We start from the raw sequence: 18,033 nt of genomic DNA, 5'->3' as shown, positions 1-18,033 counted from the left end.
GTTCACAGCACGACGAAGCTGTTCCTGACCCGGTCGTAGGTCTCCAGGGCCTGCGCCTCCACGCCCGGCTGGTACCAGGTGTTGATCTGGTACGACTTCCCGTCCTCGTCGAACCCGAGCAGCCGGGCGTGCCAGGCGACGCCCTTGAGCGTGAACGTGTACTCCCAGGTCACCGCGGGGAAACCGCGGAACGTCGTCCTTTCGAGCCGGATCTTCCGATAGTCCTGCCCCTGCTGGGCGTTGCGCTCCGACGCCTCCCAGGTCTCCATAAGGTCACCGCGCGCGAGCGCCGACTTGCCGACGAGTTCCTGGCTTCCGTCCGGTGACGTGTAGTGCACCTCGGCACCCGTCTTCAGGTCCCGGCGCCATCCGGCGGGCGTCGCCCAGGCGAAACCGCCCGCCTCCTGGTGTGTACCCGGGGGCAGGCTCGGGGGCCGGGAGGTGCCCTCGACCGTGGGGGACGGGGAGGGAGAGGCCGCCGTGGACGAAGACGAGGACGAGGTCGAGGACGTGGTCGGTGAGGCGGACGGTTCGGTCGATGCCGATGAGCCCGCCGATGAGCCCGCCGACGCGGCAGCCGATGAAGTGCCGGACGAGCCGCCGGAGTTCGCGAGGACCGTTCCGGTGACCGCGGCGGCGACCACGACGGCCGCGGCGGCGATCAATGCGACACGGCGGCGGGGGCGGGGCGCGGGGCCCGGGAGTCCGCCCTCGGGCGGCGGGGCCGCGGGGCGGGACACGCGAGCCGGGTGGGGACCCAGGTCGGGGCGCTCGGCTGCGGAGTGCGGCGGCGCCGGGCGCGGGGCCGGCGGGTGGGCGGGGAGCGGCACGGGCTTCCGCTCGGTCAACGCCTGGGCGCGTTCGGCGAGTCGGGCGTCCGCGCCGGGCTCGGCCGGTGCGGCGGGTTCGGTTCGCTCGCCTCGGTCGGCGCGCACGAAGGAGACGCCCGTCCGCCGTGGCGCGGATTCCCGGGAGTTGCCGGACGGGGCCTCCGCACTCGGCTCCGACGCGGCCTCGGAGACCGCTTCGGCGGCGGGGACCGGTTCCTCCGTGGCGGGACGCTGCGTCGGTATCGCGTCCTCGACCGGGTGCGGGTGCGGGCGAAGATCGCGGTCGGGGTCGTGCACCCGGGGATCGCGTGCCGCGCGGACGAGCGACGGGTCCAGGAACACCGGGGTCGGCGACTCCCGGTAGGCCTCGGGAGGCGGCTCCTGTTCCGACTCCGACTCCGTCTCCGGCGCGGCGAGTTCCGCGGGCCCTTCGGCCTCCTCCGCCTCCTCAGCCGACGACGCCACCCGGGTCAGCGCCTCCTCCACCTCCTCCAGCCCCGGCCGCACCGACGGCTCCTTCTCCAGCAGTGCCGCGAGCACGTCCCGCAACGGGCCCGCCGCAGCCGGGAGTTCGGGCTCCTCGTACAGCACGGCGTGCAGCGTGGCCAGCGTGGTGTCCCGGGAGAACGGTGACCGCCCGCCGAGCGCGGCGCAGAGCGTCGCCCCCAGCGACCAGATGTCCGAGGGCGGTCCCTGCGGGCGCCCGGAGATCCGCTCGGGTGCCATGTAGTCGGGCGAGCCCACCAGCATGCCGACCACGGTCAGCGCCGTGGCGTCCTGGATCGCGGCGATGCCGAAGTCGGTGAGCACGACACGTCGGCCGCCGTCCTCGACGAGCACGTTGCCGGGTTTGATGTCCCGGTGCAGGACGCCGCCCGCGTGCACCTGACGCAGCGCCGCCACCAGGCCGAGCCCGACGCGGGCCACCTCGCGCGGGCCGAGCGCGCCGTCGTCGGCCAGCACGCGTTCCAGGGAGCGCCCGGCGACCAACTCCATGACGATCCACAGGCGTTCGCCCTCGTCGACGACGTCGTAGACCCGCACCACGTTGGGGTGGTCGATGCGGGCCGTCGCCCTGGCCTCGCGCAGGGTGCGCTCGCGGCGGGTGCGGGCGTCCTCCGCGTCGAGGCCGTCGATGCGCATTTCCTTGACCGCGACCTGCCGGTCGAGCATGTCGTCGGCGGCTCGCCACACCCGCCCCATTCCCCCCTGGCCGATACTTTCGACCAGCCGATAGCGTCCGGTCACCAACAGCCCCGGAATTCCGCCGCCCCTCATGTTCCCCGTATTCCCCGGCAATCCGCTGCACCCCCACAATGGTCACACTTCATGCCGTACCAGCATAGTGCGGAGAAATCTTGTGGTACCTCTTCAAGTACTGCGAATTCAGGCGCAGTCCCAGGGGGACACAGGGGAACGCAGGGAATCACAAGGGAACACAAGGGGGACGAACATGGGTTCTCGTCGTGCTACGACCATGGCCATCACAGGATCGCTGCTCACCGCGTCTTTCTCGGCGGTGATGATCCTTTCCTTCAGTGCCTCGGCGGACGACCAGGGGCCGGGCAGCGGAAAAGGCGGAAAGGCCGTGGACGCGGCTCCGGCCGGAGTGAAACTGACCACGCTCCTGCCGTCGAAGATCTCGGTCGACAACAGTTCGAAAAAGACGGCGATCACCGCCACCGTGAAGAATGAGGGGACCAAGGCGAGCGGCGATGTCAAGCTTCTGGTCGTCGGTTTCGACGGCCTCAAGGTCAATGGCGTGCAGGGCTGTTCGGCAATCGCCGAAAAGGATCTGCCGGCCGGTTCGAACAGCGGATTCACGTGCTCCGTGGGCGCTCTCGCCGCGGGCAGGTCGAAGTCGTACGCGGTCGACGCGACGTACGACCTGAGCAAGGCCGGGAAGATCTGTCTGCCGGTGATGTCCGCCGACGGCAAGAAGACGTTCTGGCAGCAGGGCCCGGTCCCGTTCGGTACGGCGAACCCGTCGCCGAACGCCCCGGCCACCCCGCTGCTGCTCGGCACCGACAACAAGCCGGTGGCGCCGGGCGGCGACACGCTGCCCAAGACGGGCGTCGGCGACGACGTCCTGCCCCTGGGCGCGGCCGGCGCGGCCCTGATCGCGGCGGGCGCGGCGGGCCTGTACTGGTCGCAGCGGCGGCCTGGACGGCAGGCCCTGCGGGGCTGACCCGCCGACGCCGGGCGGGCCGGCCGGCTGAGGCCGGGCGGCTGAGGCCGGGCGGGCTGGAGCAGGGAGGGCCGGGTTGCGGGAGCACCCGGCCCTCCCTCCCGCGCGTACCGGAACGCCCTCCGACGTGCCGGAAAACCTGACGGCACATGTCATGTCGTGCGGCCGGCATGACCCCCATGAACCACACCGCACAGCCGCTCACCGTCCACCCCGCCGACCCCGTTCGCGCTGCTCGGGCCGCAGACGCTCGGGCGGACGGTGAACTTCGCGTTCGGGGCCGGTGACCGGACCGACGGGCTGTACGACGCGCGGACGCGGAAGAGGCTCGCCGGGATCACGTCGTCGTACGACCCGGCGAACCTCTTCCGGCGGTGACGGCCTTGTCAGCGCTGCTTGTTGACGAACTTCCAGGCCGCCGGGGCCGCGCCCATCGCCAGGGCGGCCTTCAGGGCGTCGCCGATGAGGAAGGGGGTGAGGCCCGCGGCGAGCGCGGCGCCGGCCGAGAGGTGGAGGCTGAGCGCCAGGTACGGGACGCCGATCGCGTAGATGATCGCCTCGCCGAGCAGCATCGTGCCGGCCATGCGCAGGACGGAGCGGTCGGCTCCGCGGCGGGCCAGGGCGCCGACGGCGGCGGAGGCGAGGAGCATGCCGGCGATGTAGCCGAAGGAGGCGCCGGCGCCGGCGGTGCCCCCGGCGAACCACGGGACGCCGGCCAGGCCGAGCAGCGCGTACAGGGCGAGCGAGAGGAAGCCGCGGCCGGCGCCGAGGGAGGTGCCGACGAGGAGGGCGGCGAAGGTCTGGCCGGTGACCGGGACCGAGGAGCCCGGCACGGGCACGGCGAGCTGTGCGGCGAGGCCGGTGAGCGCGGCGCCGCCGAGCACGAGGGCGATGTCCCGCACACGGGAGGCGGGCAGCAGGTCGGCGAGGACCTGGCCCGGGCGGGTGGTGGCGACGGCGGTACTCAAGGGGACTCCGCAGGTTGACGGGGTGCAGGGGGACTTCGTGACGCTACCCCAGGCCTCTCGGGCCGATCACCGTCAGCGTTCGACAAAGGCGGGATCGGGGACTTGGTGGGCTCCGGACAAAGGATGCCTGTTACACGCGCCGGGGCGTGATGCCGGTCACGCGGACGCCGTGCCCTCCCGCACACCGGCCGTCGGCGGGCGAACCCGGCCCGCCGCGGCACGCCGGTGCCGGAGTGGCCACACCGAGCCTTTTCGCTGCTAGGTTGTAGTTGCAAGCTATGTGCAATAAGAAGTCCGGAGGGGACCGATCCGCCATGCCCGTCTACACGCTTCCTGACCTGCCCTACGACTACGCCGCACTCGCTCCCGTGATCAGCCCCGAGATCATCGAGCTGCACCACGACAAGCACCACGCGGCGTACGTGAAGGGCGCGAACGACACGCTGGAGCAGCTGGCGGAGGCGCGCGACAAGGAGCAGTGGGGTTCGGTGAACGGGCTGGAGAAGAGCCTGGCCTTCCACCTCTCCGGCCACATCCTGCACAGCATCTACTGGCACAACATGACCGGCGACGGCGGCGGCGAACCCCTCGCGGCCGACGGCGTGGGCGGTCTCGCGGACGCCATCGCCGACTCGTTCGGCTCCTTCGCCGGCTTCAAGGCCCAGCTCACCAAGGCCGCCGCGACGACCCAGGGTTCGGGCTGGGGCGTCCTCGCCCACGAGCCGCTCAGCGGCCGGCTGATCGTCGAGCAGGTCTACGACCACCAGGGCAACGTCGGCCAGGGCTCCACCCCCCTCCTGGTCTTCGACGCCTGGGAGCACGCCTTCTACCTCCAGTACAAGAACCAGAAGGTCGACTTCATCGACGCCATGTGGGCGGTCGTCGACTGGCAGGACGTGGCCCGGCGCCACGAGGCCGCGAAGTCCCGCACCACGATCCTGCCCGGCTGACCCACGGAGCCGGCCACGGCGTCCTGCCTCGTGATCGTCTTCTCAACCTTCACGCGGGCGGGCGGATGAAGAGGAGAACCCCCGCGAGGACGTGACTCGCGGGGGTTCTCCTTGCGACCGGTCCCGTCACCCCTCGTCCTCGCACGGCACGTTGAGCGAGAGCAGCGCGAACGCCCCGTCCCGCACCCGGAGTTCACTCACCGCCGCGTTCCGCAGCCTCGGGAACACCCGCCGGTACTCGCCGAGGGAGATCCCCAGGGCCCGGCACAGCACCAGCCGGAAGAGGGTGTTGTGGGCCACGACCAGGACGCGTTCCGCGGAGTGCGCCGCCGCGATGCGCCGCAGCGCGGCCGTCCCCCGGGCCGCCGCCTCCGCCGGGTCCTCGGCCCCGGGGAAGGGATGCGCCACCGGGTCCGACCGGAAGGCCTCCGCCGCCTCGGGGTCCTCCGTCTCGAACTCGGCGAGCGTACGACCCTCCACCACCCCGAAGTCGCATTCGCGCAGGGCCGGTTCGGTGTGCGGGGTGAGGTGCAGGGCCCGGCAGGCGGGGGCCGCCGTCAGGACCGCCCGGGACAGCGGGGACGTCCAGACCGCGTCCACCGGGTGGGCCTCGGCCCAGCGGCCCAGTGCCCGCGCCTGGGCGACGCCCGTGTCCGTCAGGGCGACGTCGCTGATGCCGGCGTAGCGGTTCTCGGTGTGCCAGACGGTCTGGCCGTGGCGGGCCAGCAGGAGGGTGGTGGTCATGAGGCGCTCGTGTCCTGGTTCAGGCGGGTGCGGGCATGGGCGGCGACCGGGGCCGGCAGCCAGCCCCGGGTCTCCAGTTCGTCCACCAGGCGAGCGTACGGGCCGGTGAAGCGGGCCGTACGGGACGCGCGGGGTTCGAGGACCGTGCGGATGCGGACCATGCGGTCGGCCACCTCGGCCAGTCCCCCGCCCGCTCCGGTGCCGTACGCCGCCAGCACCGCCATGCCCAGGGCCGGTTCGATCTGTTCCGGCACCCGGGCGGGACGGCCCAGGATGTCGGCGCGCAGCTGGTTCCAGTACGCGCTGCGGGCCGCGCCGCCCGTGAAGGTGAGGGGGCCGTCCATCGGGGCGCCCAGGTGGTGGAGGTAGTCGAGGCACAGGCGCTCCGTGAACGCCACGCCCTGGAGCACCGCCGCCCAGCCGTCCGCCTCCGACGCCGGGCTGCCCAGGGTGAAGGCGGTGGCCTCGGGGACCAGGAAGGGGAAGCGTTCGCCGGGTGAGGCCAGCGGGTAGGTCAGGGCGCCCGAGGGTTCGTAGGCCGCCGCCCGGCTGTCCATCTCCGCCGGGTCCGGTCCCGGCGGCAGCGCCCCCGCCCCTACGCTGGACGCCCCGCCCGGCAGCCAACTGCCGTCCGGCGCACGGTGGTTGTAGACCACTCCGGCGTCGTCCCGGACCGGGGCCGGGGATGCTCCCTTGAGGACCAGGGTGGTGCCCAGGACCGAGTTCCAGGCGCCGGAGCGCAGCGCCCCGGACGCGATCTGGGCCGCGCAGCCGTCCGTCATCCCGGCGACGACCGGGGTGCCCGCGGGGATGCCCGTCGCTTCGGCGGCGGCCCGGCAGACCTCGCCGAGCCTCGCGCCGGGGCGGACCACCTCCGGCAACCGCTCTGCCAGATGGGCCGGTTGGGGCGGCCAGGCCTCGCGCTCCGCGTCGTAGCCCGTCTTGAGGGCGTGGCTGGAGTCGGTCGGGACCGGCTCTCCCGTCAACCGCGCCGTGATCACGTCGGGTTGGTGGGTCACGCGGCCGGGGCCGTACGCGTCCAGCAGCCACAGCGCCTTGGGGAGGGCCCAGCTCGTCTGCATGCCGAGCCGTGCCGCCTCGTCCACCGCGCGGCCGTCGTCGTACATCAACGCCGGTGTGCGCGGGCGGCCTTGAGTATCCGTCAGCAGGACCGTCCCGGAGGTGCCGCACACCGCGAGCCCGCCGATCCGGCTTCCCCAGGCCCGCGAGGAGAGCGCGGCCCGGGACGCCGTGCACACCGCCTCCCACCACTCCCCCGGGTCCTGCTCGTGCCGTACGCCCTCCCTGCGGCCCGCCAGTTGAGCCGACCCGCTGCCGAGGACCGTGCCGTCGGCCGTGACCAGCAGGGCGCGGACGCTCTGCGTGCCCAGGTCGATCCCCAGCCACGCGTCCGCTGCGCCCTCGAACATCATCCGGACCTCCCTCAGGGGTTACGCATTCGGCATTCCCCGTTCATCGTGGCGGAGAGGGAGGGAGCCCCACGATGACCGAGACCCTGCGTGTCGTCGCCGCCGGTGACCATTTCGTACTGCCGTCGCTGATCACGGCGGCCATCGCCGAGGAACTGCGCGAACGCCCCTTCACCGTAAGAGAGTTGGAACTCGGCTGGCCTCTGCGACCGTTCGGGCCCGTCGCCGAGGTGGAGGAGGCCGAGGACGCCGAGGACGAGGTGACCGACGCCCTGCGGGACAGCGGGGCGCAGGTGCTGGTCACCCAGATGGGGCCCGTCACCGAACGTGTGCTGGCGGCCTGCCCGGAGCTGCGGCTGGTCGTCGTGTGCCGGGGCGGACCCGTCAACGTCAACCTGGACGCGGCGAAGACCCACGACGTACGCGTGTGCTTCGCGCCGGGGCGCAACGCCGCCGCGACCGCCGAGTTCACCGTCGGGATGATGCTGGCCGCGCTGCGCCGGATCCCCCAGGCGCACGAACTCCTCGCCGGGCGGCGGAGCTGGGCGGACGGGGCGGCCTACTACACGTACGAGCGCAGCGGGTCGGAGCTGGAGGACCTGCCGGTCGGGCTCGTCGGGTACGGGGCCGTGGGCAGCCGGGTGGCGCGGGTGCTGTGCGCGTTCGGGGCGCGGGTGATGGTCCACGACCCGTATGTGCACGGCGAGATCCACGGGCTCCGGGTCGGGGCGCTGGACGAACTGCTGCGCCGGTCCCAGGTCATCACCCTGCACGCCCGGCTGACCGCGGAGACGCGGGGGCTGATCGGGGCCCGCGAGCTGGCGCTGCTGCGGCCGGGCGCGGTGGTGGTCAACGTGGCGCGGGGTCCGCTGCTGGACGAGGACGCGCTGTGCGACGCGCTGGAGAGCGGGCAGGTGTCGGCCGCCGCCCTCGACACCTACGCGCGCGAGCCGTTGCCCGCCGGGGCGCGGCTGTTCGGGTTCGCCGACCGGGTCGTCCTGACTCCGCATCTCGGGGGCGCGTCGCGGGCCGTGGCCGAGAAGGCGGCGCGGATCGCCGCGGCGGAGGTGGGACGGTGGGCGCGTCGGGAGCCGCTCGCGCACAGCCTGACCTGAGGATCGTCACCTACTCCGAGGAGGCGTTATGTACGTCGGAATCGATGTCGGCACGTCCACGGTGAAGGCCGCCGCCTTCGACGGTGCAGGGCGTGAACTCGCCGTGGCCGCACGGCCGGTGGAGCTGTCGATGCACGGCGGGTTCGTCGAGCAGGACATGGACGAGGTCTACGGCGCGGTCGTCGCCGTGCTCGACGAGGTCACGGCGGGGACGGACGGGACCGTCGAGCTGGCCGGGCTGACCGGGCAGGGCGACGGGGTGTGGCTGGTGGACCGGGAGGGGCGGCCGGTGCGGGCGGCGGCGTCCTGGATGGACGGGCGGGCGCACGAACTGCTCGACCAGTGGCTCGCGGACGGCACCTTCGAGACGGTGTTCCGGCGGACCGGGAGCGCGATGTTCCCCGGCTGTCCGGGGCCGCTGCTGGCCTGGCTCGCGGCGCACGAGCCCCGGTCGCTCGACGCGGCGGCCACCGCGCTGTACTGCAAGGACATGGTGTTCCAGCGGTTGACGGGGGCGCGGGCGACCACGGATGTCTCGGACGCGTCGATGCCGTTCCTCGACCCCAGGACGCGGTCGTACGACAACGGTGTCGTCGAGCTGCTCGGGCTGACCCGGCGGCGCGGGCTGCTGGCGCCGGTCGCCGACCCCCTCGCCACGGCCGAGACGCGTGGCGAGGGACTGCCGGCCGGAACCCGGATCGCGAACGGGCCCTACGACCTGCCCGCGTGCGCGCTCGGCGCGGGGGTGACGGAACCGGGGGACGGGCTGCTGATCGTGGGGACGTGCCTGGCGAGTCTGGTGGCGACCACCGAGCTGGACCTGAGCGGTGAACCGGCCGGGCTGTACATCTCCCTCGACCGGCCGGGGCACTGGCTGCGGGCCATGCCGGCGATGGTCGGCACGGCCGCCCTGGACTGGGTGCTGTCGACGACCGGTGTCCGGCACGCGGAGGTGGACGCGCTGCTCGCGGCGACCCCGCCCGGCGCGAACGGGGTGCGGGTGCTGCCGTACTTCGCGCCGTCCGGCGAGCGTGCCCCCTTCGTCGAGCCCCGGCTGCGGGCCGAACTCACCGGCGTCTCCCTGGAGTCGACCCCCGCCGACCTGATCCGGGCGACCTGCGAGGGCATCGGCTTCGCGGCCCGGCACTGTCTGGAGGCGGCCGGCCTCACGGGCTCGCTGGCCGTGTGCGGCGGCGGCACCCGCAGCCCGGCCTGGATGCGGCTGCTCGCGGATGTGCTGGGGCGGCCGTTGCGGGTCGTCGAGGGCGAGGTGGGGGCGCGGGGCGCGGTGCTCGCGGCGGCCGAACGGTACGGGGTGCCGCTGGACACGGAGGCCTGGACCCGGCCGACGGAGATCGTCGAACCGGACGCGGGCCGGGCCGCCGCCTACACCAAGGGCTTCGAGGACCACCTCGCCCGGCTGGCGGTGGCACGGGGACGGGAGCGGTAGGCCGGAGCGGGACCGGGGGCCGGGGGTCCGTCCCGCGCATCGCGGGTGACCGGCTGCGCCCCGGTCCCGTGGGCGTCTACGCTCGCGGGGCCGGGGCGCCGAGTCGCTCCGGGCGGGTCTCGTGGAGGTTCTGCATGGTCTACAAGTGGTGCCCCGGCTGTCGTGGGCCGCTGCGTGAGTTCTGCGGGCTGCGGGACGCCGACGAGCTGGCGTTCGTCCGGGCGGAGAAGAAGGACTTCGCCCCCGAGGCGTACATACGCTGTGCCGTCCCGGGGTGTCGGCGCTACCAGCGGCAGCTCAACTGGCGGGACGGCGGCTACTTCCCCAAGCCGGACGCGAAGGCCTGAGGGCGGATGCGCGGGCCTAGAGGTTGCTGAAGTCCGGGCCCTTGGTGCGGGTGCGCTTCAGCTCGTAGAAACCGGGGACCGAGGCGACCGCGACGGTGCCGTCCCAGAGGCGGGCCGCTTCCTCGCCCTTGGGGGCGGGGGTGACGACCGGGCCGAAGAAGGCGATCTGCTCGCCGTCGGCGCCGGGGACGGCGATGACCGGGGTGCCGACGTCCTGGCCGACCTTGTCGATGCCCTCCTTGTGGGAGGCGCGCAGCTCGGTGTCGTAGGTGTCCTTGTCGGCGTACTCGATCAGGTCGGCCGGCAGGCCCACGTCGGACAGGGCGAGCGCGATGGACTCGGGGGTCACGCCCAGGCCCTCGTTGTGGATGCGGGTGCCGAGCGCGGTGTAGAGCTTGCCGGTGACCTCGTCGCCGTGCAGCTGCTGGGCGGCGATGACGACGCGGACGGGGCCCCAGGACTTGCCGCCGGGGCGCATGTTCTCCGCGTACTGCTCGGGCAGCTCGTCGAGGCGGTTCTCGTTGAGGACGGCGAGGCTCATGACGTGCCAGCTGACCTCGATGTCCCGGACCTTCTCCACTTCCAGCACCCACCGGGAGGTCATCCAGGCCCACGGGCACAGCGGGTCGAACCAGAAGTCCACGGGGGTCTTGGCGGTCTCAGACATGACGCTCCTCGGAATACGGCCGTTTCCTTCTCGCAACACCGCTCTTCCACCCCTCATTCCCGGGTGCCCACGGTCAGGGGCGCATGGCAGGATCGGCCTGACCGCATATCGAACACCATCCGAGGGAGTGCCTCCGTGCCCGGTGAGAATCTGTCCCGCGACGAGGCCCGCGAGCGGGCCGCCCTGCTGTCCGTCGACGGGTACGACGTGTCCCTCGACCTGCGCTCGGCGGTCGGTGACGACGCCGGTACGGGACCGCGCACCTTCCGGTCGGTGACGACGGTCCGGTTCCGCTGCGCCGAGCCGGGCGCGGCGAGCTTCGCGGACCTGATCGCCCCGGCCGTGACCGCCGTGTCGCTGAACGGCAAGGACCTCGACCCGGGCGCGGTCTTCGACGGCACGCGCATCCAGCTGGAGGACCTGGCCGCCGAGAACGAGCTGGTCGTCGACGCGCAGTGCGCGTACTCCCGCACCGGCGAGGGCATGCACCGCTTCGTCGACCCGGAGGACGGCGAGGTCTACCTCTACACGCAGTACGAGCCGGCCGACTCGCGCCGCGTCTTCGTCACCTTCGAGCAGCCCGACCTGAAGGCGCCGTTCCGTGCCGAGGTGAAGGCCCCCGAGGGCTGGACGGTGTGGAGCAACGGCGTCGGCGAACTGACCGACGGCGTATGGAAGTTCGCGGAGACGAAGCCGATCTCGACGTACATCACGGCGTTCCTCGCGGGCCCGTACCACTACGTCACGGACACGTACACGCGCACCTTCGACGACGGTACGACGCTGGAGATCCCGCTCGGCGCGATGTGCCGCAAGGGGCTGGCGCCGCACTTCGACGCCGACGACGTCTTCCTGATCACCAAGCAGGGCCTGGACTTCTTCCACGACCACTTCGACTACCCCTACCCCTTCGGGAAGTACGACCAGGCGTTCGTCCCGGAGTACAACCTCGGGGCGATGGAGAACCCGGGGCTCGTCACCTTCCGCGAGGAGTACATCTTCCGGGGGAAGGTCACGCAGGCGTCCTACTCGGGGCGGGCGAACACGATCCTGCACGAGATGGCCCACATGTGGTTCGGCGACCTCGTCACCATGGAGTGGTGGGACGACCTGTGGCTGAAGGAGTCGTTCGCCGACTTCATGGGCGCGTTCGCGCTGGTCGGCGCGACCCGCTTCACCGACGGCTGGATCACCTTCGCCAACCGCCGCAAGGCCTGGGCCTACCGCGCGGACCAGCTCCCCTCCACGCACCCGGTGACCGCCGACATCCGCGACCTCCAGGACGCCAAGCTCAACTTCGACGGCATCACGTACGCCAAGGGTGCGTCCGTGCTGAAGCAGTTGGTGGCGTACGCCGGGCAGGACGCGTTCCTGGAGGGCGCCCGCCGCTACTTCAAGCGGAACGCGTACGGCAACACGCGCCTCGGCGACCTGCTGTCGGTCCTGGAGGAGACGAGCGGGCGGGACATGACGTCCTGGGCGCGGTCCTGGCTGCAGACGGCCGGGGTCAACTCCCTCACTCCGCAGGTGGTGCTGGACGTGGAGGGCGGCCGTGTCGCCGAGCTGACCGTGCTCCAGGAGGCCGCCGAGTCGCACCCCGAACTCCGCCCGCACCGGGTGGCGGTGGGCCTCTACCGGATGGAGGGCGACCGGCTGGTCCGGTACGAGCGGGCCGAGGTGGACGTCGACGGGCCGCGCACGGTCGTGGTGGAGCTGGCCGGTGCGGACGCGCCGGAGCTGGTGCTCGTCAACGACGACGACCTCACGTACTGCAAGACCCGCTTCGACGCGACCTCGCTGGACACCCTGCGCGAGCACCTCGGGGCGCTCACCGACCCGATGGCGCGGGCGCTGTGCTGGTCGGCGCTGTGGAACATGACGCGGGACGCGCTGCTGCTCGCGCCCGACTTTATCGACCTGGTGATGCGGTTCGGGCGCCGGGAGACCGACATCGGCGTGCTCCAGATGCTGCACGCCTGGGCGAACTCGGCGCTGGTCAACTACTCGCCGCCGTGGTGGCGCGAGACCGGCGCGAAGCTCCTGGCGCACGTCGCGCTGCGGGACCTGCGGGACGCCGAGCCGGGCAGCGAGCACCAGCTGGCGTGGGCGCGGTTCTACGCGTCGGTGGCGTCGGCGCCGGAGGAACTCGCCCTGCTGCAGGCCCTGTTGGACGGCACGGAGCAGATCGAGGGCCTGGCCGTCGACCAGGAGCTGCGCTGGGCGTTCCTGGAGCCGCTGGCCGCGCACGGCGCCGACGAGGCCGCGGTGGCCGCCGAACTGGCCCGGGACGACACCGCGTCGGGCAAGCGCCACCAGGTCCGCTGTCTCGCCGCCCGGCCCTCGGCGGCCGTCAAGGCGCAGGCGTGGGCGCAGGTCGTGGAGTCGGACGCGCTGTCCAACGCGCTCGTCGAGGCGACCATCGCGGGGTTCGCGCAGCCGTCGCAGCGGGAGCTGCTCGCGCCGTACACGGAGAAGTACTTCGCGGCGATCGAGCGGGTGTGGGCGGAGCGGTCGATCCAGATCGGCGTGGACGTGGTGCGGGGGCTGTTCCCGGCCCACCCGGCGGCGGACGACGCGCGGGCGACGCTGGACGCGACGGACGCGTGGCTGACGTCCCACGAGGAGGCCGCGCCGGCGCTGCGGCGGCTGGTGCTGGAGGCGCGGGACGATCTGGCGCGGGCGCTGCGGGCGCAGGCGGCGGACAACGAGGGGCGCGGCGCCCAGGGCTGATCCCTGGCCTGGGATCGGCCTCTGCGTGACCGTTACCGAATACAGGCAATCCTCCCCGTAACCCCTGGTCCGCTCCATCAGGACCAGGGGTTTCCGGCGCCTACTCGGCATCCGAACGCCTGTCCTTTAGTGCCGCGTTGTCCGGATTTGCCGACGAGCGTGTAACAGCGGTTAGGGAGCGGATCCGGCGCGGGAAACCCCGTTGCATGAACCACAACACCCCCCTCTCCCCCCGCCCCCTCAGCCACCTCACCGAGGTCCACCGCCGGGTTCTGACGACGGCTCAGCTCCGGGCGCACGGTGTCCCGGCGGCCGAGGTGAACGAGCAGTGCCGACCCGACGGGCCGTGGCAGCAGTTCCTCCCCGGCGTGGTCCTGCTGCACTCCGGCCCGCCGACCGGCGAGGAGCGGCTGCACGCGGTGCTGCTGTACGCGGCGCGGGAGCGGACGGCGGGGGTCCCGGTCCAGCCCGGCGCGGAGGAGCCGCACCGGGTGACGTACGCGGAGGCGATGCTGACCGGCATGGCCGCACTGGCCCTGCACGGCTTCAGCTCCGCCCCGGAGCCGGCCTCCCTCCAGCAGCTCGACGTGCTGGTCCCCCGGATGCGCCGGCTGCGCTCGGCGGGCTGCGCGCGGATCATCCGCACCGTCTCGCTCCCCGCCCCGCAGCAGGTGAGGGGCGTCCCGGTCGCCCCGGTGCCGCGGGCCCTCGCCGACGCGGTGGCCGAGCTGTCGGACGCGAACGCGGTGCGCGGGCTGCTCACCGAGGCGGTACGCGGCGGACACTGCGAACCGGCCGCGGTGGTACGGGAGTTGAACAACGCCAAGCTGCTCGGCCGCCCGCACGTGGTGGACGCGGTGGACTCGCTGCTGGCCGAGGGCCGCGCCATCGCCGAGGACCGCCTCTACCGGATGGTGACCGAGTACAGCCTGCCCGACCCGGTCTGGAACGTCGACCTGCGCCTTCCCGGCGGCCCGCACCTCGGCGGCCTCGACGCGTACTGGCCCGAGCAGGCGGTCGCGGTCGAGCTGGACACACGCGCGCCCCGGCCGGGCCACCGGCAGGACGACGACGCGCTGTGGTCGGAGTACGCCCGTAAGCGCGAGCACCTGGAGCGGCTGGGCATCACGGTCGTCCACATCACCCCCAGGAAGCTCCGCGAGGGCCTGGAGCAACAGGCGGCGGTGGTCCGTACGGCGCTGATGGCGGCGGCCGACCGCGATCCGGCCGCGTATGTCGTGGTGCTGCCCCGGTAGTGACGGACCAGGGCGGGATCAGGGCGGGGCCAGGGCGGGGCAAGGAGGGGAGAGGAGGGGCCACCGGGGGTCGGTGGCCCCTCCTCGTGTCCGTGCCGTCCGTCCTACAGGGGTTCGGGCAGCGGCGGCGGGGTGGCGCTGGTCGCCGTGTGTCCCGTGTGCAGGCCGTCGATGAGGGCGGCGTACGAGGCGATCATGCGCGTACGGCTGAACCGTTCGCGGCTGCGGGCGTGGGCTTCGGCGAACTCCGGGCGGCCCGCGACCGCCGCGGTCCAGGCCGAGGCGATGGCGTCCGGGTCGGGGAGTGTGACGATGCCGTGCCCGGCGACGATGGAGGCGCTGTCGCCGACGTCGGTGGCCACGGGGACGGCGCCGCACATCATGCCCTCGATCAGGCAGAGGGGTGCGGCCTCGCCGAAGGACGAGGTGAGCGCGACGACGTCGGAGCCGGCGTAGACGGTCTCCATGTCCCGCCGCACGCCGAGGAGATGGAGCCGGCCGGCGAGCGGTTCCCGCTCCGTCCCGAAGGCGTCGTCGATGTCGGCGGAGAGGGCCGGCTGGTCGTGGCCGGTCATGCCCGCGCCGCACATCAGCACATGGCCGGCGGGTTCGCGCCGCAGCCACGCGCGGGCGGCGCGGAGGAAGAGGGGGATGTTCTTCATCGTGGCGTAGCGGGCCGCGAAGACGACGACGGGAGCGGTGTCCGGGATGCCGAGGGAGGCGCGGAGGGCGAGCCGCCGGGCCGGGTCGGGGCGGAAGCGGAGCAGGTCCACGCCGTTGGGGATGACGTGGAGGACCTCGGGCGGGATGCCGGCGGCCCGGTAGGCGTCGCGGGTGGACTCCGCGCAGCAGACGGCGGCGACGACCTTGCCGTCGGCGATGGCGGCCTTCAGGTCGTCGAGGGCCGTGCCGGAGTGCTCGGGGTCCGAGCGGTGCAGGCACGCGACGATCGGGCGGCGGGGCAGGCCCGCCTGGTTGAGCAGGGAGAGCGGCTGCTCCTTGAGGGAGAGGACGACGTCGGCGCCGGCGAGGGCACGGGCGGTGTCGGCCAGCTCGGGGCCGCGGAACCCCTCCGTGACCGGATCGCCGTCGCCGCGGAAGCTGCGGCCGAGGGTGGAGACGCCGACGCCGGCCGCGGTCAGCTGCTGGTAGCAGGCGTCGTCCTCCATGGCCTGCCGGGTCGCCTCTCGGTGCACTTCTCCGTGGATGCTGAGCACCGTATGGTGCTGGCCGCCCTCCACCAGTCCCCGTACGACGTCGCTGTGGACGATGCGGGCTCCTCCGGAGAAGAACCCCTCGTAGACCGACAGCACGTGCAGCTCGTGTCGAGCGCGCACACGACCACCCGCCTTGCGTATGAATCGAGCCATCCCCGTGAACAGCGGGTTAGGCGTTATGAGGCGGCACGGACATTTCACACGAATGAACTGGGCGTCTCGTGTCCGGGTCCGGTTGGTTATCCCGTGGTCAATTGGCCAGGGCCGCGCGGCCCTCCCGTGAGCACGGCCCTCCTTCCCGCCGCCGGCGCCGGGGGCGCGGGCATCAGCCCTTCTTGAGGATCAGTTCCGTGTTGCGGTCCTTCGCGTCGCCCCCCAGGACCGTGCTGGAGCCCGGCGCGTTGTACGACAGTTCGCGGTAGAGGGCCGCGAGGCCGGTCTGGGTGAGGTCGGAGAAGTCGGTGCGGTGCGGGGCCGCGGACTCGATCAGCGTGGTGAAGAGGGACAGCGTGCCGTCCTTGTTGTCCACCAGCTCGATGACACGGGCGAGTTGGGGATAGTCGACGTGCGAGGCCGTCGAGATCTCCCAGAAGCTGCGGCCGTCGGGCGCCGAGTGCGGGGTGATGACGTTGCGGTGGATGTGGCCGTTGACCCAGGCCAGCACGTTCGGGTGGCTGCCGAGGAGGGCGACGACCGCCGAGCCCTCGTAGCGGCGCTCGGTGGGGTGCGCCGGGTCGGGGCGGGTGTTGTCCATCGTCTTGCTGGTGTGGTGGCTGAAGATCACCGCGTACGAGTCCTTGTTGTCGCGGAGTGTCTTGTCCAGCCACCTCAGCTGCGTCGCCCCGATGGACCCTTCGTAGTGGCCGCCCGCGTCCGTGGTGTCGAGGCTGATGCCGATCACGTCGTCGGCGATGCGGAACGCGTAGTACTGCGTGCCCGCGTCGAGGTTCGCCGAGGAGTAGCCGTGACCGACCGGGCCGAGGCCCTGGTGGGCCGGGTCGAGGTGGGCCTTGAGGTACTCGGCGGAGGTGTACGGGGCGCGCTTCTCGTCCGGCGTGACCGACCGCGCGGAGCGGGCGTGCGCCTTGAGGAAGTCGCGGTAGCCGGAGCCCTTGGGGTCCTTGGCGTCGCGGATCGCGTTCTGCAGCTTCTTCGCCTCGGCCGCCGTCGCGGTCATCAACTTCTTGCCGCCGATGGCCAGTTCGGTGAGGTACGGGTCGGCGTGCGAGCCGAAGCAGCCGAGCGGCAGCGCGTCGTGGTTGCCGACCGTGGAGTACCAGGGCAGGTTGAGGCCGGGGCTGCGGACCTCGCGGATCGCGGCGGCCAGAAAGCCCTTCAGATGCGGGAAGCCGACCCGCTTGTCACCGTCGCGGACGGTCGAGTCCGGCTGCCAGTACAGCGGGAGGCCACTGTTCTGGACGCCCTCGTAGTGGCGCGGGTCACCGGTGTTGGGGGTGAACCGGCCGCCGCTCATGATCTTCATGAACCATTCCAGCTCGGACTTCGCGTTGTTGTCCGTGTTGTCGCCGGTGGTCATCACGAAGTGCAGCGGGGAGCCGGTCACCGGGGCCCCGCGCAGCGCGTTGACCCGCTCGACCAGCGAGATCCCGCCCTGCACGGTCAACGCCTCGTGCGGGCGCCACGCGTGCTTGTCGGTGGAGCGCAAGTACTCCAGCCGCAGCGGGTGCTGAGTGTCCATCAGGTGCAGATCGGTGAACTGCACGAACGACGCGAGTGCCGTACGGCGGCCCGCGCGCCCGGACTTGGCGGCGGCGAGGTCACCGCGCACGACGCGCTTCCAGCCGGCGCCGTCGCCGAGCCGGCGGTAGCCGGAGCCGGTGCGCGGGGCGGCGACCGTGGCGAGGGTGGTGCCCTTGGTGTACGGGGCGAGGGGCGCGGCCGGTGCCTTGCGGGACTGGGCGACGGGCGCCTCGGCGGCGTCGGCCGTGGCGGCCTCGCTGTCGGTGGGCCGCAGGGCGTACCCGACGCCTGCGGAGACGGACACGGCCGCGGTGGCGGCGAGGACGGTACGGCGGTTGACCCCCAGCACGGAGCTGGCGACAGAGCGTGTGCGCGACATGGCGCGATCTCCCCGAGTACGAACTGCGTCGGCAGTGGTCGCGGGTGTCCGCGGCGATCGG

At 72.7% G+C, this 18,033-nt stretch carries 14 protein-coding genes; 7 read left to right on the top strand and 7 right to left on the bottom strand.

Annotated features, from left to right (window positions below; genetic code table 11):
• Window positions 1-2: 2 nt before the first annotated feature.
• Complete coding sequence (locus tag ACIPTO_RS13050) at window positions 3-2,078, bottom strand: serine/threonine-protein kinase (RefSeq protein WP_401191341.1); 2,076 nt, start codon at window positions 2,076-2,078, stop codon at window positions 3-5.
• A gap of 229 nt (window positions 2,079-2,307) precedes the next feature.
• Here ACIPTO_RS13050 and ACIPTO_RS13045 point away from each other — a divergent pair, with 229 nt between their 5' ends.
• Entirely contained in the window at window positions 2,308-3,018 is a 711-nt protein-coding gene (locus ACIPTO_RS13045; RefSeq protein ID WP_366313493.1) for an LPXTG cell wall anchor domain-containing protein, read from the top strand.
• A 386-nt stretch (window positions 3,019-3,404) separates the two neighbouring features.
• On the opposite strand, the gene ACIPTO_RS13040 is transcribed toward ACIPTO_RS13045, so the two are convergent.
• Window positions 3,405-3,986 carry a biotin transporter BioY gene (locus ACIPTO_RS13040; protein ID WP_401191339.1) on the bottom strand — a complete coding sequence of 194 codons (582 nt, stop codon included), beginning with the start codon at window positions 3,984-3,986 and terminating at the stop codon, window positions 3,405-3,407.
• Between the two features lie 314 nt (window positions 3,987-4,300).
• Here ACIPTO_RS13040 and ACIPTO_RS13035 point away from each other — a divergent pair, with 314 nt between their 5' ends.
• Window positions 4,301-4,936, top strand: coding sequence for a superoxide dismutase (locus ACIPTO_RS13035; RefSeq protein ID WP_401191337.1), 636 nt, complete (start codon window positions 4,301-4,303; stop codon window positions 4,934-4,936).
• Window positions 4,937-5,062: 126 nt separating this feature from the next.
• Here the strand turns inward: ACIPTO_RS13035 and ACIPTO_RS13030 are convergent, their stop codons facing one another.
• Window positions 5,063-5,680: a histidine phosphatase family protein gene (locus ACIPTO_RS13030; RefSeq protein WP_401191335.1), complete on the bottom strand. Its 618-nt coding sequence runs from the start codon at window positions 5,678-5,680 to the stop codon at window positions 5,063-5,065.
• Window positions 5,677-7,113 carry an FGGY-family carbohydrate kinase gene (locus tag ACIPTO_RS13025; protein ID WP_401191333.1) on the bottom strand — a complete coding sequence of 479 codons (1,437 nt, stop codon included), beginning with the start codon at window positions 7,111-7,113 and terminating at the stop codon, window positions 5,677-5,679. The genes ACIPTO_RS13030 and ACIPTO_RS13025 overlap by 4 nt, the downstream gene beginning before the upstream one ends.
• 71 nt (window positions 7,114-7,184) lie before the next feature.
• Here ACIPTO_RS13025 and ACIPTO_RS13020 point away from each other — a divergent pair, with 71 nt between their 5' ends.
• From ACIPTO_RS13020 to ACIPTO_RS13010, 3 genes are all read left to right on the top strand, one after another.
• Window positions 7,185-8,225, top strand: a complete 1,041-nt coding sequence (locus ACIPTO_RS13020; protein WP_401191331.1) for a 2-hydroxyacid dehydrogenase — start codon at window positions 7,185-7,187, stop codon at window positions 8,223-8,225.
• Between the two features lie 28 nt (window positions 8,226-8,253).
• Window positions 8,254-9,675, top strand: a complete 1,422-nt coding sequence (locus tag ACIPTO_RS13015; protein WP_401191329.1) for an FGGY family carbohydrate kinase — start codon at window positions 8,254-8,256, stop codon at window positions 9,673-9,675.
• 134 nt (window positions 9,676-9,809) lie between these two features.
• Complete coding sequence (locus ACIPTO_RS13010; RefSeq protein WP_366313479.1) at window positions 9,810-10,022, top strand: hypothetical protein; 213 nt, start codon at window positions 9,810-9,812, stop codon at window positions 10,020-10,022.
• Between the two features lie 16 nt (window positions 10,023-10,038).
• On the opposite strand, the gene ACIPTO_RS13005 is transcribed toward ACIPTO_RS13010, so the two are convergent.
• Complete coding sequence (locus tag ACIPTO_RS13005; protein ID WP_366313477.1) at window positions 10,039-10,689, bottom strand: DsbA family protein; 651 nt, start codon at window positions 10,687-10,689, stop codon at window positions 10,039-10,041.
• 135 nt (window positions 10,690-10,824) lie between these two features.
• Between ACIPTO_RS13005 and pepN the strand changes: the two genes are divergently transcribed.
• Both pepN and ACIPTO_RS12995 read left to right on the top strand, forming a co-directional pair.
• Entirely contained in the window at window positions 10,825-13,419 is a 2,595-nt protein-coding gene (gene pepN, locus ACIPTO_RS13000) for an aminopeptidase N (protein WP_401191327.1), read from the top strand.
• 206 nt (window positions 13,420-13,625) lie between these two features.
• Window positions 13,626-14,675 carry a hypothetical protein gene (locus ACIPTO_RS12995; protein WP_401191325.1) on the top strand — a complete coding sequence of 350 codons (1,050 nt, stop codon included), beginning with the start codon at window positions 13,626-13,628 and terminating at the stop codon, window positions 14,673-14,675.
• A 104-nt stretch (window positions 14,676-14,779) separates the two neighbouring features.
• On the opposite strand, the gene ACIPTO_RS12990 is transcribed toward ACIPTO_RS12995, so the two are convergent.
• Window positions 14,780-15,988, bottom strand: a complete 1,209-nt coding sequence (locus ACIPTO_RS12990; RefSeq protein WP_401192118.1) for a glycosyltransferase — start codon at window positions 15,986-15,988, stop codon at window positions 14,780-14,782.
• A gap of 229 nt (window positions 15,989-16,217) precedes the next feature.
• The gene (locus ACIPTO_RS12985; protein ID WP_401191323.1) at window positions 16,218-17,972 is read right to left on the bottom strand and encodes a TIGR03767 family metallophosphoesterase; all 1,755 of its coding nucleotides are present in this window, start codon (window positions 17,970-17,972) and stop codon (window positions 16,218-16,220) included.
• Window positions 17,973-18,033 lie beyond the last annotated feature (61 nt).

Source organism: Streptomyces sp. NPDC090083 (assembly GCF_044747445.1).
Lineage (GTDB): Bacteria > Actinomycetota > Actinomycetes > Streptomycetales > Streptomycetaceae > Streptomyces.
The sequence above is the reverse complement of the archived record's forward strand: the minus strand, read 5'-3'. Positions and strand labels throughout refer to the sequence as shown.

Bases quoted from the DNA above. Each gene is read 5' to 3' on its own strand.
- ACIPTO_RS13020 (WP_401191331.1), top strand. From the start codon at position 7,185: ATGACCGAGACCCTGCGTGTCGTCGCCGCCGGTGACCATTTCGTACTG.
- ACIPTO_RS13025 (WP_401191333.1), bottom strand. From the start codon at position 7,113: ATGATGTTCGAGGGCGCAGCGGACGCGTGGCTGGGGATCGACCTGGGC.
- ACIPTO_RS12985 (WP_401191323.1), bottom strand. From the start codon at position 17,972: ATGTCGCGCACACGCTCTGTCGCCAGCTCCGTGCTGGGGGTCAACCGC.
- ACIPTO_RS12995 (WP_401191325.1), top strand. From the start codon at position 13,626: ATGAACCACAACACCCCCCTCTCCCCCCGCCCCCTCAGCCACCTCACC.
- ACIPTO_RS13045 (WP_366313493.1), top strand. From the start codon at position 2,308: ATGGCCATCACAGGATCGCTGCTCACCGCGTCTTTCTCGGCGGTGATG.
- ACIPTO_RS13010 (WP_366313479.1), top strand. From the start codon at position 9,810: ATGGTCTACAAGTGGTGCCCCGGCTGTCGTGGGCCGCTGCGTGAGTTC.
- ACIPTO_RS13005 (WP_366313477.1), bottom strand. From the start codon at position 10,689: ATGTCTGAGACCGCCAAGACCCCCGTGGACTTCTGGTTCGACCCGCTG.
- ACIPTO_RS13035 (WP_401191337.1), top strand. From the start codon at position 4,301: ATGCCCGTCTACACGCTTCCTGACCTGCCCTACGACTACGCCGCACTC.
- ACIPTO_RS13030 (WP_401191335.1), bottom strand. From the start codon at position 5,680: ATGACCACCACCCTCCTGCTGGCCCGCCACGGCCAGACCGTCTGGCAC.
- ACIPTO_RS13015 (WP_401191329.1), top strand. From the start codon at position 8,254: ATGTACGTCGGAATCGATGTCGGCACGTCCACGGTGAAGGCCGCCGCC.